Genomic DNA, 13,040 nt, shown 5'->3' with positions numbered 1-13,040 from the left:
GCTATTTCTTGCGCCAGACGAACAGTCCGGACATCGCGTAGTTCCACACCACGCCCATCAGCGCACCGGCCATGCCGGCCAGCCACCAGATCGGCTCCTGATCATAGACCGAGAAGGCGACGCCGACATTGGCGAGCAGGCCGACGCTGCACACGATGTAGAACGCGATCAGGCCGCGCAGCAGCCCAAAACCCTTCAGCCGCTGGTCGCGATAGGTGAGGAAGTTATTGAGGATGAAGTTGCCGGTCATGGCGACGACAGCGCCGGCAGCCTGCGCCTCCGCGAACGGCGCCTTGAAGATCTGAAGGGCGACGAACAGCGTGGTGAGATGCACCACGAGGCCGATGCCGCCGACCATCGCGAACAGGACGAAACGCAGCGAGACGGCATCGTTGGTGAACTTCGCCAGCACCAGCCCGATAAAATCCAGCGCGACCATAGAGTCGAGCTTGCTCTCGCCATGCTGGCGGGCGCCAAACGTGTAGGGGATCTCGACGGCGCGCAAATTGCCATCCGCGCTCGCAACGAGGTCGAGAAGGATCTTGAAGCCATGCACCGACAGTTTCGGCGCCAATTCCTCGAACCGGTCACGACGAACCATGAAGAAGCCGCTCATGGGATCGGCGATCTCGACCCGCAGCATCTTCCTGGCGAACTCGGTCGCGAGCGCACTGGCGCCGGCACGCTGCTTGTTGAAACCTTCGGTCTTGTAGCCTTCGATGTAGCGGCTGCCGACCACGAGCTCGGCCTGCCCGCTCGCGAGCAGCGACAGCATCTTCGGCAGCTGCGTCTCGTCGTGCTGGAGGTCGGCGTCGATCACGGCCGCATAGGGCGCGCTCGAGGCAAGGATGCCCTCGATGCAGGCCCCCGACAGGCCGCGTCGGCCGATGCGGCGGACACAGCGCACCCTGTTGTCGCGCTGGGCCAGCGCGCGCACGACGTCCCAGGTGCCGTCGGGCGAATTGTCGTCGACGAACACGACCTCCCAAGCGATCCCTGTGAGGACAGCCTCCAGCCGCCGGTACAGCACCGTGACGTTGTCCCGCTCGTTGAAGGTCGGGACGACGACCGACAATTGCGGCGCCGGTGAACCCGCCTGCGGGGCCTGCGGTGGGTTTTCGGTGCCCGGTCTGATCGCTTCATTCATGACGGCAGCGTATATCCGCCGCGTCCTGCGCTGCCAAGTTCTTGAGCTAAGAGCCGGGGTTTTCTCTGGGGAGCGGGCCCAAAAAGAGGTCCCAAAATGCCAACGACCCCGGAACGGCGGACCGCGCGTACATCCGGCGCAGGCCAAGCTATTCCAAGGTCGTTCCAGCGCCGGAGTTTTCGCTCAACGTCGCCGTTAAAAGCTAAATGGGGACGGCAAAACCGCTTTTCAAGGGGGCGAAAGCAGCCTTTTCAGGATTAGTTCGGGACTTCCTTGATCACAGGCCCCCGCGGTGCGGGCGCGGCGGGGGCTGCGGGCGCCGTAGCCGGGGCTGGCTCAACCTTTACCGGCCTGGGCGGCTTGCCGTACTGGCCGATCGGCCCGAGGACGACGGCGGCCGCAAGCACGACCGCCGCGACGATCGCGCCCAGAATGCCACCCACCGACTCAGACGACATGGAAACCCATCCCCATTTCAGATGGGACCAGTGATACCACGGATGAACGCGGGGCCGGAAGGGCCACGGGACCGCAACCTCTTTGGGGCTATTTCTGCGGCGGCCGGTGCTTGACGAAGGCCGTCACGATGTCCTTTTGCGCTGCTTCCACGGCCCTGTTCGCGGTAGCGAGATGAGCGCCGCCTTCGATGGTCGGATATTGCGTGGTGAGATAGTCGAGCAACGCCACCCGGTAATATTGCCGCTCCGACGGACAGGCCCCCGCGACCGAGCGACCGAAATCCTGTTCCGACATGCCCTGATTGGAGTCGCGCGAATATTCCCGTGCCAGGCAATGCCAATAATCGTCGCGGCCCTGCATGGCGAGCTTCTGCGCACCCTTGGCATCGTCGTCATCGGCCATTGCTGGAGTTATCATGGCTGAAGACATCATGGCAGCAGATGTCATCATCACGAGCGCCGCTCCCACCGTCAGCATCCGCATTCTTGTTCTCCTTTGCGCGGGTATGTTGCAAGCTTAGACCGGACGCGCCAACTGGCCAATCACATCTGGTTTGATTAGGATGAGGTCCCTCCCCGTCGATGCGAGATCCTCCCGTGGCCAAAGCAAAAACCGCGTCCAAAAAATCAGGCAACATCTTCATCGGCATCGGCGGCTGGACTTTTGAGCCCTGGCGCGGCGTGTTCTACCCGGAGAAACTCACGCAGGCGAAGGAGCTGTCCTACGCGGCCTCCAAGCTGACCTCGATCGAGATCAACGGCACCTATTACGGCTCGCAGAAGCCGGAGAGCTTTCGCAAATGGGCGGGCGAAGTACCTGATGGTTTCGTGTTCTCGCTGAAGGGGCCGCGCTTCGCCACCAACCGCAAGGTGCTCGCCGAGGCCGGCGACTCCGTCAAGCGGTTCTATGATTCCGGCGTGCTGGAGCTCGGTGACCATCTCGGGCCGGTGCTGTGGCAGTTCGCGCCGACCAAGAAGTTCGACGGTGCCGATTTCGGCAAGTTCCTCGAGCTGTTGCCGCGCAAGCTCGACGGGCGCGCGCTGCGCCATGTCGTCGAGGTTCGCCACGACAGTTTCTGTACGCCCGATTTCATCGCGCTGATCCGCGAATTCGAGACGCCCGTCGTGTTCGCCGAGCACGGCAAATATCCCGCCATCGCCGACGTCGCGAGCGACTTCGTCTATGCCCGTCTTCAGAAGGGCAATGACGAGATCAAGACCTGCTATCCGCCGAAGCAGCTGGACGCCTGGGCCGGGCGCTTTCAGGCCTGGGCCGAGGGCGGCGAACCCGACGATCTGCCGAAGGTTGAGACGACAAAACCGAAGAAAGAGCCGCGCGACGTGTTCGCCTATGTCATTCACGAGGGCAAGGTGCGCGCGCCGCACGGCGCCATGGAACTGATCGCGCGGGTGAGCTGAGGATGGCTGATGGCAAAGGCAAAGAAGCTCTTCACCATCGGCTATGAGCAGACGCCGCCCAAGGCGGTGCTGGACGAGCTGCAAGAGGCCGGCGTCAAGCTCGTGGTCGACGTGCGTGCGGTGACATCATCGCGCCGGCCGGGCTTTTCCAAGAAGCAGCTTGCCGCAGGGCTCGATGAACGCGGTATCGCTTACGTCCATCTCGCCGCACTCGGGACGCCCAGGGAAGGCCGCCTCGCCGCACGTAGCGGGCAATACGATGTGCTGGAGAAGATCTATTCGAAGCACCTGAAGACCCCGCAGGCGCGGGAAGAGATGGACGAGCTCTCGGCGCTGGTGATGAAGGCCGGCCCGGTGTGCCTGCTCTGCTACGAGCGCGACCATACGCACTGTCACCGCCAGATGATCGCGGAGATCATCGAGGAGCGCGACGGGGTTGCGGTGAAAAATTTGGCGGGACGGCAGGTGTAGCTATAGCCGTCATTCCGGGGCGCGCATAGCGCGAGCCCAGGATGACGAACGGAGAGAGCTCATCCCTCCCCCGCCAGCTTGAACGTCCCTTCCATCATCTGCACGCAGCTGCCGCCGACATGGGCCGAGACGATCTTGCCATCCTGCTTGCGCACACGGGTCCGCAGAATGCTCGGCCGGCCCATGTCAAAGCCCTGGCCGACCGTGAGCTTCAACTCGCCGTCGCGCGTCGGATCGAGATCGGCGAACAGTGAAACGGCGGCGACCGTGGCGCTGCCGGTCGCGGGGTCTTCGGCAAAACCACCGGTGCCGCGCATGAACATCCGCGCCTGCCGGTCGCAAGACGCCTCCGACGCGGATATGTCACGCGTGTAGAACCACACCGAGAAGGCGCCGTCGCGCGGCAATACCCTGCCGAAGGCCGCCGCGTCAGGGCTCGCCCGCTTGAGCGCATCGCGCGAATGCAGCTCCGCCACCAGAAACGGCGTCCCGACGCTGACGACCTGCGGCAAATGGCGATCGGTCTTGATGTCGGCAGCAGTCAAAGAGATGCAGGCCGCGACGTCCTCGGCGGGAAGCTGCGCCAGCTTCGACAGCGGCTGCGGCGCCGTCAGCTCGGTGCTGATCACCCTTCCCTGCTCCCGGAAGATGTCGACCGGCACGAGGCCCGCTTTCTCCTCGAACAGGAAGCGCGGCTTCGGCTCCTTCGCGAGGCTCGCCAACACGAAGGCGGTGCCGACATTGGGATGGCCGGCGAAGGGAAGCTCCCTCACCGGCGTGAAGATGCGCACCTCGGCGTCATTGGCCTTGTCGCGCGGCGGCAGCACGAAGGTGGTCTCGGAATAGTTGAACTCGGTCGCGATCGCCTGCATCTGCGCGGTCGTGAGTCCGCCGGCATCGAGCACCACGGCGAGCTGGTTGCCGCCGAAAGCGCGGTCGGTGAACACGTCGACGGTGATGTAGCGGCGCTGCATCTTGAATTCCCCCACGCAAATCGCAGCCGCGATCGGCTGCATTCGCGCAGCACTCTACAAGCCGGCGACATCGTCCGTCATGCCCCAAAATTGAGTGCAATCGGAGCAATCGCGGACGGCGTATCAGAAGCGGAAGAGCTGCTTCGGCGATGCCAACACCTGCGCCCGCTCGCCCGGATCGGCGATCAGCCCGTCGAGGAATTGCCGGTTCTTCTCATAGCTCTGCGTGGCCTCGAACTGCGTGTGCGGCCAGTCGCTACCCCACAGCAGCCGGTCGAGACCGTAGGCGTTGCGCAACAGCGGATAAGCCGCCTTCGCAAAATCTTCGCCGGCAGCACCGTTGCGATATGGCGCGGAGATCTTGACCCAGACGTTCTTCGCCGCGCCGAGCTTCATCACGGACTGAAAGCCGGGATCGGTAACACCGAGCTTTGGATCCGGCAGCGTGTAGTGATCGAGCACGACGATCACGCCGTGATCGAGCAGCTGTGGCACGAGCACGGCGAGATCGGAGGCGTTACGCTGGATCTCGACCTGCCAACTGAGAGCCTTTACGTTTCCGAGCAGCGCCTTCCATTCTGCGGCGCCGAGATCGGGCAAAGGCTGACCGACGAGATTGAGACGGATGCCGACCACCCCGGCGCGGTCGAGCGTGCGCAGCTCGTCCGCGGACACGGCGAGATCGACCACGGCGATGCCGCGCAGCCGTGTCCCGGCTGTCTTCAAACAATCGACCAGGTACGAATTATCCGTGCCGAGGAAGCTCGGCTGCACCAGCACGCCGTTGGTCATGCCGTTGCGGTCGAGCTGCTCGAGATAGAGCGCCAGCGGCGCATCATAGTCGGGCGCATAGCGCCGGCCCGGCGCGAGCTTGAGGCCGCGGTGAAAGACATGGGCGTGGGTGTCGATAACAGGCAAGGCCGCCTCACTCCTGGCTGTGGTCGCGGTCGCCATCACGAGCGACGCGAGACCCGCGCCAAACTGGCGGCGCGTGAGGCCGCGCGGGACGAATGTCATGGTGACGTCTCCCCATCCCGCCTCAGGCGCGCGTCGCTGCGGTCTGTTCAAAGACCTTGCCGCGGGTTTCGGGCAACAACACCACAGCGATCAGCACCAGCGAATAGGCAAAGGCCGCATCGATGCCGATCGCGGGCCCGAGCCCGATATGGTCGCTGAGATAGCCAACCAGGAACGGGAACGCGGCGGAGACGATACGGCCGAAATTGTAGCAGAAGCCGACACCGGTGCCGCGCACGCCGGCGGGATAGAGCTCGCTGAACAACGCCGCCATGCTGGCCGGAATGCCGGCGGAGAAGAAGCCGAGCGGAAAGCCGAGCAGCAGCATCTCGCCATTGGTCAGCGGCGCAAAAATATAAATCAGGACGGTGACGATGCAGGCACTGGCGAACAAGGCGACATTGGCGCGCCGTCCGATACGGTCGCTGACGATACCGCTCGCAACGCAGCCGCAGAAGAAGGCGACGATGATCACGGCGAGGTAGCCGCTGGAGCCCAGCACCGAGAGATGCCGCACCTCGCGCAAATAAGTCGGCAGGAAGGTGGTGAGTGCGGCGTAGCCGCCATGCGCGCCGATGCCGAACAGGCCGCCGATCAGGGTGGCGCGCAGCACATCGCGATGGAAGATGCCCGAGAGCGTGGCGAAGAACGGGGTCTTCTCGGCTGCCACAGCGCGCGGCGGCTCCTTCAAGCCGCGGCGGATGAAAATGATGAGGAGCGCGGGCAACAACCCGAGTGCGAACAGCAGCCGCCAGGCGATGTCGGCCGGCGCATAGGTGAAGACCAGCGCCGAGAGCAGCACGGCTGCGCCCCAGCCGACGGCCCAGGCGCTCTGCACCGTGCCGAGCGCCTTGCCGCGATGTTCGGCGCGGATGATCTCGGCCATCAGCACCGCGCCGCAGGCCCATTCGGCGCCGAAGCCGAGGCCCTGGATCGCCTTGAGCACGAGGAGCTGGGTGTAAGTCATCGCGAACGCAGAGGCGAAGGTCGCGAGCGCAAAGGTGGCCACCGTGATCTGGAGCGCCTTGACGCGGCCATAGCGATCGCCGAGCGCGCCGCCGATCCAGCCACCGAACGCGCCAAAGAACAGCGTGACCGAGCCGAGCAGGCCGGCATCCGCCTTGCTGATGCCGAACGCTGCGATCAGCGCAGGGATCGCGAGGCCGAACATCTGGACGTCGAGCGCATCCAGCGCCCAGCCACCAAAGCTTGCCCAGAACGTGCGCCGCTCCAGCGGCGAGCTTTCACTGTACCAGTTCGACATGTTTCCTACCCCTGTATGCGTTTGTTGCTTGGTATCGTTGAAGAGCCGCTTCACCTGATCTCGGCGTGGTAGCGGAAGCGGTCCGCCGGCCCGCGCGAGCGGCGCCATTCGATCGGCCGCCGCTCCAGGTCGAGCGCAAGACGCTCGATCACGATCAGCGGGGCATGGGCTTCGAGCCTGAGCAGGCGCGCCTGCATCTCGTTGGCGGTCTCGACCGTCAATATTTCCTCGGCCGAAACCACGACCTCGCCGCAGCGCTCCTCGTAAAGCGGATACAGCAGGTCGCCGAATTCGGCGGTGTCGATCTCGAGGATTTTCGCGAAGCGCGATTGCTGGAGCCAGATTTCTTCCGCCAGCAGCGGCACATCGTCGATCAGGCGCAGGCGCGACAGGCTGATCACGGGTTCGCCGACCGGGATGCGCAGCGCCGAAGCGACGGCGGATGTTGCAGGCACGCTCTTGCGCCTGATGATACGGCTCTGCGGCACGCGCCGCTCGCCGCTCTCGGACTGGAAACGGAAGAAGCGGAACAGCGAGGAATTGAAGCGCGCGCGGCGCACGAACGTGCCGCGGCCCTGCTGCCGCTCCAGCACATTGTCGCTGACGAGCTGGTCGATCGCCTTGCGCACGGTGCCGATGGCAACGCCGTAATGCGCCCCAAGCTCGGCCTCCGACGGGATCGGCTCGCCCGGCCGCCATTCATTGCGGTTGATCCGCGCGGCGAGGTCGTCGCGCAGAAGCTGGTAGCGTGGCAGGCGCTCGTCGCGTGGGGCTGAATTCATATAGTCATATAGATGACTAGATGAAAACGGAGTCAAGCACTACCGGGATACCGAGCGCTGCGAGACGCAAGACCGGGCTGGCGGTTTCTCCAGCCCGGTCTCGCCTGCCTTGATCTCAGTTCGTGGTCTTCGGCATGCAGGGCGGCTGCGTGTAGGGCGCCGAGGCATACGCGCCCTCCGCCGGAGCCCTCACGCAGTCCGCAGTCGCCTGCGGAGGAGCGCGGCGCGGGGCGGCGGCGGCCTGGGTTTGGTAGACGGCGGCGGCGAGCAGGACAGCTGCAACAAGGGGCAATCGGGTCATGGATCTTCTCCGCGTGACAAACGGAAGCCGAGCGTTTTCGACCTCCTGAGTGCAGGAGCGGATATTCCCGCGCGATATTTCATCACGCGCCTTCAACGAAACGAGAGCGGCCCCCTCACCCCAGTTGAAACACGGCGACCGGTTGCTCGTAACCGCGCACCGTGACCTCGCCGAGCGCGACAGCATCCTTGCCGTCGTCGCCAAGCGCCTCACGCACGGACGCGGAGATCAGGAACTGCGAGCCGAATTCCTTATTGAGCGCCTCCAGCCGCGAGGCGAAGTTCACGGTGTCGCCAATCACCGTGTATTCCTTGCGGCGGGGCGAGCCGATATTGCCGGCGACGACCTCGCCGAAATGGATGCCGATTCCGATCCGCAGCGGCCAGCTCGTCTCCGCGTTGATGCGATCCATCGCAGTCAGCATCTCGCGGCCGGCGGCAACCGCGCGGTGCGCGGCATCGGAGGCCTCCAGCGGCGCGCCGAACAGCGCGAGAAAACCATCGCCGAGAAACTTGTTCACGATGCCGCCCTCGCGGTCGAGGATGTCGACCAGCACGGCGAAGGCGCCGTCGAGGCGGTCAACCACCTCCTGCGGGGTGCGCGACTGCGCACCCGCAGTGAAGCCGCGGAAATCGACGAACATCACGGCGACGCGGCGGAGGTCGCCGCCGGTGCTCGTCCCCGCCGCCATCAGCTGCTCCACCACCTGCGGCGAGACGTGTTGGCCGAACAGATTGGTGACGCGGTCGCGCGCGGTGGCCGCCGCAATGCTCGCGGCAAATTGCCGCCGCAAGCGCGCGCCGACGGCGCCCGCGAGCACGCCGCAGATCAGGATGATGGTGCTGCGCACGGCGTGAAAGTAGATCAGCGGTTCGCCAGTGTCGCTCGCCGAATTGTAATACAGCGCGACGGTCAGGAGTTCGGCTGCGGCCACAAATCCCGTGAAGGTGGACAGCCAGAAATCGAGCCGCAGCGTCGAAAGAATGACGAAGATGAAATAAACCAATGGCAGCACGAAGCCGAGCGCAGGCGCAGCACCCATGCTGCGAATCTGCAGGATCAGGATGACCGTCGGCAGCGACGTTTCGATGAAAGCGCCGATATAGCGCCTGATCACCGGGAGGTCGCGATCGAGCTTGAGGTTTCGCCTGATCTGGCTATGGACCCAGGCCTCGAAGAGGATGAAGCCCGCCAGGAGGGCGTATTCACGAACGAGGCCCTCCGTCCCGCGCCAGACCCGGTTCACGAGAACCGGGTCGATCAGGTAGGTCGCTGTCAGGAACAAGATAATGACGCAGCCCGTCGTGATCAGCGCCCTCACCCGCAACAGCTCGGTGCGCAGCACCTCCCGGGTCAGCTCGCGCTCGAAATCCTCCGACAGAGCGGCGTCCTGCCGCGTCTTCCTGCTCGCAAAGCTGACCATTTCACCCCCTCGATTCAGGGGCAGTTTGCCTCAATCCAGCGTGCGGCGGAAGCGCGTCACGGCGATGGTCATGGCGACCAGCATCAGGATTGCCAGCGCCAGCGCGTCGAAGCGCAGATTCTGCATCGTGGCTCCCTTCAGCATGATGGCGCGAACGATGCGCAAATAATGCGTCAAGGGCAGGCATTCGCCGACATATTGCGCCCAGGCCGGCATGCCGGCGAACGGGAACATGAAGCCGGACAGCAGAATGCTCGGCAGGAAGAACATCATGGCCATCTGCATGGCCTGCAACTGGTTCTGCACCACCGTCGAGATGGTGTAGCCGATCGACAGATTGGTGGCGATGAACAGCGTCGAGAGCAGCGCCAGCAGGAACAGATTGCCGAGCACGGGCACGCCGAACAGCAACACGCCGATGCCGATGATGAGAAAGGCCTGAACGAAACCGACCAGCACATAAGGGATGATCTTGCCGAACATCACTTCGACCGGCTTGATCGGCATCGACAGCAGCGCCTCCATGGTGCCGCGTTCGACCTCGCGCGTGACCGAGAGCGCGGTGAAGATCAGCATGGTCATGGTCAAAATGGTGCCGACAAGGCCCGGCACGATGTTGAGGCTGGAGGACGCCGCCGGATTGTAGCGCGCATGGGCGCGGATCTCGAACGGCATTTCCGGGGGATCGCCGATATAGAGATCGTGTTTGAGCGCCGTCTGCACGACCATGCCAAGCGAGCCGATCGCGGCGCTGGCCGCCACCGGATCGGTGGCATCGGCCGCAACCAGCAGCGCGGGCTTGTCGCCCCGCCGAACCGCCCGCTCGAAGCCGCGCGGGATCTCGACGCCGAACAGCACCTTGCCGGATTTCAGCAGATTGTCGAACTCCTCGACGTCGTGCACCTCGTAGAGGAAGCGGAAATATTTCGTGTTCTCCAGCGCCTTCAGCACCGAACGGGCGAGATCGGAATCCTCCTGGAGCAGCACCGCGCTCGGCAGATTATGCGGCGTGGTGTTGATGGCATAGCCGAACAGCAGCAGCTGCATCACCGGCAGCATCACGATCATCGCGAACGAGACGCGGTCGCGCTTGAGCTGGATGAACTCCTTGATCAGCATCGCATAGGAGCGCTTCCAGAAGCCGAAGCGATCCCGGATTTCGTGTGCTGGATGCTCGACGGCGCTCATTGGAAATTGTCCTTGGAGCGGCCCATCAATTCGATGAACACGTCTTCCAGCGACGGCGCCGATTGGTGCCAGTGCAGGTTGCTCTTGTCGCGCCACGGCCCGATGCTGGCTTCGAGCGCGGCGACATCGCGGCCAGACACGTGCAGCGATGTGCCGAACGGCGCCACCATGTCCACGCCGGGCTTGCCTGTGAGCGCGGCCGTGAGCTCGTTCAAGTCCTCGCCGGTCACCGTGTAGGTCGATAGCGCCGATCCTGCGATCACCTCCTCCACCGTGCCATGCGTCAGCAGATGGCCGTAGGCGATGTAAGCGATCTCGTGACAACGTTCTGCCTCGTCCATGTAATGGGTCGAGACCAGTACGGTGAGTCCATCCGCTGCGAGCGCGTGGATCTCGTTCCAGAAATCACGCCGCGCCTTGGGATCGACGCCAGCCGTCGGCTCATCCAGCAGCAACAGCTTTGGACTGGGCAGCGTGCAGGCGCCAAGCGCCAGACGCTGCTTCCAGCCGCCGGAGAGCTCGCCCGCGAGCTGCTCCTCGCGGCCCGAGAGGCCGAGCCGCTTGATCATCTCGCGCGCCGCGCCGCGCGCATCCGCCAGACCATAGAGCCGCGCGACGAATTCGAGGTTTTCGCGGACCGACAGGTCCTGATACAGGCTGAAGCGCTGGGTCATGTAGCCGACCTGGCGCTTGATCTTGTCGGCATCGCGCAAGATGTCGTAGCCGAGGCAGGTGCCCTCGCCGCTGTCGGGCGTCAGCAGGCCGCAGAGGATGCGGATGGTCGTGGTCTTGCCCGAACCATTGGGACCGAGGAAGCCGTAGATCGAGCCGCGCTTCACCTGCATCGACAAATCGTGCACGACCTCGCGACCGCCGAACGATTTCGTCAGGCCCTTGACGTCGATCGCGATGCCGTTGCCGGGGGGGCCGCTCATCGCTTGTCCGCCACCGGCGTTTTGGGATTGAGATAGACGTCGATCGGCTGCCCCACGCGCAAGGCATCGGGGCGCGCGGGCCGAGCCTGGATGAGATAGACGAGCTTGTTGCGCTCTTCGAGGCTGTAGATGACAGGCGGGGTGTATTCGGCCGAGGTCGCGATGAAATAGATCTTTGCGGTAAGATCGGCCGCGCAATTATCGCAGGCGATCCGCACGGTGTCGCCGATCGCAAGCTTCGGCAGCTCGGTCTCGGGGACGAAGAAGCGCAGCTTCATGTTGCCGGGCGGCATGATCGAGAGCACCGGCCGCTGCGCTGCCACCATCTCGCCCTCGCGGAAGTAGATCTGCTGGATCGTGCCGGCGACCGGGGCGGAGCCCTTGCGCCGCGCCAAACGCGTCTCCGACGTCACCACCCGCGCTTCCGCGACGCGCAAGGAGGACACCGCGGAGTCGAGATTGGCCTGCGTGCCCGAGCCGGTCTTGCTCAGCGAGGCCGCGCGATCATAAGTCTGCTGCGCATTCGCAAGCGTCGCCTTGTTCTGGTTAAGATCGGCGAGCTGGAGATCGTCGTCGACGGAATAGAGGGCATCGCCGACCTTGACCTCGTCGCCTTCACGAATGTTGAGCTTCGTCACCCGGCCCGCTTCGTCCGGGCTGACGAAAATCATGTCGGCCTCGACCCAGCCCTGGAAACCGGGATCGCGCTTCTCCTTGCAGCCGGCAAGGCCGGTCGCGAGGACCAGAACCGCGATCGCACAGAGGCGCAGCGCATACCGCTGTCGCCCCCTCACCCTGAGGAGCTGCGAAGCAGCGTCTCGAAGGGCGAGGAGCCACAGCCGGGCCTGCATCCTTCGAGACGCGCGTTCCGCGCTCCTCAGGATGAGGTGAGACATAATCCGTGACGACCTCATGTCGTCCTCCGTTCGCCAAAAATCAAATCGAGATGGACGCGCAGCATGTCCTGCGCATCGAGCGGTGCGTGGCGCGCAAACAGGCTCTGCCAGATCACGGCGATCATCGCCGGCGCGACCAGAATCTGCGGATAGCGCGCGAGGTCTTTTTCACGGATCTCGCCGCGGGCAATGCCGAGCTCGATCAGCGCACGCATGCCGGCAATCCCGCGCGAGACGACCTCGCGGTAGTAGAAATCGGCCACGGACGGAAAGCGCGGCCCCTCCGCCACGATCAAGCGCACCAGATCGCCGCGCCTGGTGCCGATCACCTCTTTCAAAAAATTGCCGGCGAAGGCCTCGACGAGATCGCGCACCGAGCCTGTCGGCGGCGGCAGCGCATTGAGCTTCGCTACGACGGGCACGATCACGGTGCGCACCAGTTCCTCGAACATCGATTCCTTATCCCTGAAGTGCAGGTAGATCGTGCCCTTCGCGACGCCTGCGCGCTTCGCAATGTCGTCGAGCCGCGTCGCGGCAAAGCCGCGCGCGATGAACTCCTCCATCGCAGCGTCCACGATCGCAGCCCGCCGCTCCGCCGCGCGCGTGGCGCGGTTCGATGCAGGTGCCTCTTCGCCGCCAGCGGACGCAGCACCCTTCGCATTGGCGCGAGATGCTGACGACGTGGCGAGTTTGGTCAGCTTCTTCGTCATTCTACATTTATGACTGACTGGTCAGTCATAGTCAACAACATCGCACGCGATGGCG

Annotated in this window: 15 protein-coding genes; 2 read left to right on the top strand and 13 right to left on the bottom strand. The window is 64.3% G+C overall.

Features of this window, described 5'->3' with window-relative positions; genetic code table 11:
* Nucleotide 1: 1 nt before the first annotated feature.
* From BMW89_RS17715 to BMW89_RS17705, 3 genes are all read right to left on the bottom strand, one after another.
* Entirely contained in the window at nt 2-1,147 is a 1,146-nt protein-coding gene (locus BMW89_RS17715) for a glycosyltransferase family 2 protein (RefSeq protein ID WP_092028272.1), read from the bottom strand.
* A 257-nt stretch (nt 1,148-1,404) separates the two neighbouring features.
* A complete protein-coding gene (locus BMW89_RS38400) occupies nt 1,405-1,605 on the bottom strand; it encodes a hypothetical protein (protein ID WP_092028271.1) in 201 nt (66 codons plus the stop codon).
* A gap of 88 nt (nt 1,606-1,693) precedes the next feature.
* Nucleotides 1,694-2,056: a hypothetical protein gene (locus BMW89_RS17705; protein WP_244547626.1), complete on the bottom strand. Its 363-nt coding sequence runs from the start codon at nt 2,054-2,056 to the stop codon at nt 1,694-1,696.
* 131 nt (nt 2,057-2,187) lie between these two features.
* On the opposite strand from BMW89_RS17705, the gene BMW89_RS17700 reads away from it, so the two are divergent.
* Together BMW89_RS17700 and BMW89_RS17695 are read left to right on the top strand one after the other, a co-directional pair.
* Nucleotides 2,188-3,024 carry a DUF72 domain-containing protein gene (locus tag BMW89_RS17700; protein WP_092028269.1) on the top strand — a complete coding sequence of 279 codons (837 nt, stop codon included), beginning with the start codon at nt 2,188-2,190 and terminating at the stop codon, nt 3,022-3,024.
* Nucleotides 3,025-3,033: 9 nt separating this feature from the next.
* The gene (locus BMW89_RS17695) at nt 3,034-3,495 is read left to right on the top strand and encodes a DUF488 domain-containing protein (RefSeq protein WP_092028268.1); all 462 of its coding nucleotides are present in this window, start codon (nt 3,034-3,036) and stop codon (nt 3,493-3,495) included.
* 59 nt (nt 3,496-3,554) lie between these two features.
* On the opposite strand, the gene BMW89_RS17690 is transcribed toward BMW89_RS17695, so the two are convergent.
* From BMW89_RS17690 to BMW89_RS17645, 10 genes are all read right to left on the bottom strand, one after another.
* Nucleotides 3,555-4,469, bottom strand: coding sequence for a PhzF family phenazine biosynthesis protein (locus tag BMW89_RS17690; protein ID WP_177196120.1), 915 nt, complete (start codon nt 4,467-4,469; stop codon nt 3,555-3,557).
* A gap of 123 nt (nt 4,470-4,592) precedes the next feature.
* Nucleotides 4,593-5,486 carry an amidohydrolase family protein gene (locus BMW89_RS17685; RefSeq protein WP_092028267.1) on the bottom strand — a complete coding sequence of 298 codons (894 nt, stop codon included), beginning with the start codon at nt 5,484-5,486 and terminating at the stop codon, nt 4,593-4,595.
* A gap of 22 nt (nt 5,487-5,508) precedes the next feature.
* Nucleotides 5,509-6,750 (bottom strand): MFS transporter, encoded by a 1,242-nt coding sequence (locus BMW89_RS17680; RefSeq protein WP_092028506.1) that lies wholly within the window; start codon nt 6,748-6,750, stop codon nt 5,509-5,511.
* Between the two features lie 50 nt (nt 6,751-6,800).
* Nucleotides 6,801-7,532, bottom strand: coding sequence for a GntR family transcriptional regulator (locus tag BMW89_RS17675; RefSeq protein WP_092028266.1), 732 nt, complete (start codon nt 7,530-7,532; stop codon nt 6,801-6,803).
* Between the two features lie 115 nt (nt 7,533-7,647).
* Complete coding sequence (locus BMW89_RS17670; protein WP_092028265.1) at nt 7,648-7,833, bottom strand: hypothetical protein; 186 nt, start codon at nt 7,831-7,833, stop codon at nt 7,648-7,650.
* Between the two features lie 115 nt (nt 7,834-7,948).
* A complete protein-coding gene (locus tag BMW89_RS17665; RefSeq protein ID WP_092028264.1) occupies nt 7,949-9,256 on the bottom strand; it encodes an adenylate/guanylate cyclase domain-containing protein in 1,308 nt (435 codons plus the stop codon).
* 30 nt (nt 9,257-9,286) lie between these two features.
* Nucleotides 9,287-10,444 (bottom strand): ABC transporter permease, encoded by a 1,158-nt coding sequence (locus BMW89_RS17660; RefSeq protein WP_092028263.1) that lies wholly within the window; start codon nt 10,442-10,444, stop codon nt 9,287-9,289.
* Nucleotides 10,441-11,379: an ABC transporter ATP-binding protein gene (locus tag BMW89_RS17655; protein WP_092028262.1), complete on the bottom strand. Its 939-nt coding sequence runs from the start codon at nt 11,377-11,379 to the stop codon at nt 10,441-10,443. Before BMW89_RS17655 ends, BMW89_RS17660 begins: the two co-directional genes overlap by 4 nt.
* Nucleotides 11,376-12,293 carry an HlyD family secretion protein gene (locus tag BMW89_RS17650; protein WP_244547617.1) on the bottom strand — a complete coding sequence of 306 codons (918 nt, stop codon included), beginning with the start codon at nt 12,291-12,293 and terminating at the stop codon, nt 11,376-11,378. The genes BMW89_RS17655 and BMW89_RS17650 overlap by 4 nt, the downstream gene beginning before the upstream one ends.
* On the bottom strand, nt 12,290-12,985 hold the full coding sequence (locus BMW89_RS17645; RefSeq protein ID WP_092028261.1) for a TetR/AcrR family transcriptional regulator: 696 nt from the start codon (nt 12,983-12,985) through the stop codon (nt 12,290-12,292). The genes BMW89_RS17650 and BMW89_RS17645 overlap by 4 nt, the downstream gene beginning before the upstream one ends.
* Between the last annotated feature and the right edge of the window lie 55 nt (nt 12,986-13,040).

The sequence above is a fragment of the Bradyrhizobium sp. OK095 genome, assembly GCF_900109945.1.
Taxonomy (GTDB): domain Bacteria; phylum Pseudomonadota; class Alphaproteobacteria; order Rhizobiales; family Xanthobacteraceae; genus Bradyrhizobium.
This window is presented reverse-complemented; position numbering and strand designations above follow the sequence as displayed.

Bases quoted from the DNA above. Each gene is read 5' to 3' on its own strand.
- BMW89_RS17715 (WP_092028272.1), bottom strand. From the start codon at position 1,147: ATGAATGAAGCGATCAGACCGGGCACCGAAAACCCACCGCAGGCCCCG.
- BMW89_RS38400 (WP_092028271.1), bottom strand. From the start codon at position 1,605: ATGTCGTCTGAGTCGGTGGGTGGCATTCTGGGCGCGATCGTCGCGGCG.
- BMW89_RS17705 (WP_244547626.1), bottom strand. From the start codon at position 2,056: ATGATGACATCTGCTGCCATGATGTCTTCAGCCATGATAACTCCAGCA.
- BMW89_RS17700 (WP_092028269.1), top strand. From the start codon at position 2,188: ATGCGAGATCCTCCCGTGGCCAAAGCAAAAACCGCGTCCAAAAAATCA.
- BMW89_RS17695 (WP_092028268.1), top strand. From the start codon at position 3,034: ATGGCAAAGGCAAAGAAGCTCTTCACCATCGGCTATGAGCAGACGCCG.
- BMW89_RS17690 (WP_177196120.1), bottom strand. From the start codon at position 4,469: ATGCAGCGCCGCTACATCACCGTCGACGTGTTCACCGACCGCGCTTTC.
- BMW89_RS17685 (WP_092028267.1), bottom strand. From the start codon at position 5,486: ATGACATTCGTCCCGCGCGGCCTCACGCGCCGCCAGTTTGGCGCGGGT.
- BMW89_RS17680 (WP_092028506.1), bottom strand. From the start codon at position 6,750: ATGTCGAACTGGTACAGTGAAAGCTCGCCGCTGGAGCGGCGCACGTTC.
- BMW89_RS17675 (WP_092028266.1), bottom strand. From the start codon at position 7,532: ATGAATTCAGCCCCACGCGACGAGCGCCTGCCACGCTACCAGCTTCTG.
- BMW89_RS17670 (WP_092028265.1), bottom strand. From the start codon at position 7,833: ATGACCCGATTGCCCCTTGTTGCAGCTGTCCTGCTCGCCGCCGCCGTC.
- BMW89_RS17665 (WP_092028264.1), bottom strand. From the start codon at position 9,256: ATGGTCAGCTTTGCGAGCAGGAAGACGCGGCAGGACGCCGCTCTGTCG.
- BMW89_RS17660 (WP_092028263.1), bottom strand. From the start codon at position 10,444: ATGAGCGCCGTCGAGCATCCAGCACACGAAATCCGGGATCGCTTCGGC.
- BMW89_RS17655 (WP_092028262.1), bottom strand. From the start codon at position 11,379: ATGAGCGGCCCCCCCGGCAACGGCATCGCGATCGACGTCAAGGGCCTG.
- BMW89_RS17650 (WP_244547617.1), bottom strand. From the start codon at position 12,293: ATGAGGTCGTCACGGATTATGTCTCACCTCATCCTGAGGAGCGCGGAA.
- BMW89_RS17645 (WP_092028261.1), bottom strand. From the start codon at position 12,985: ATGACGAAGAAGCTGACCAAACTCGCCACGTCGTCAGCATCTCGCGCC.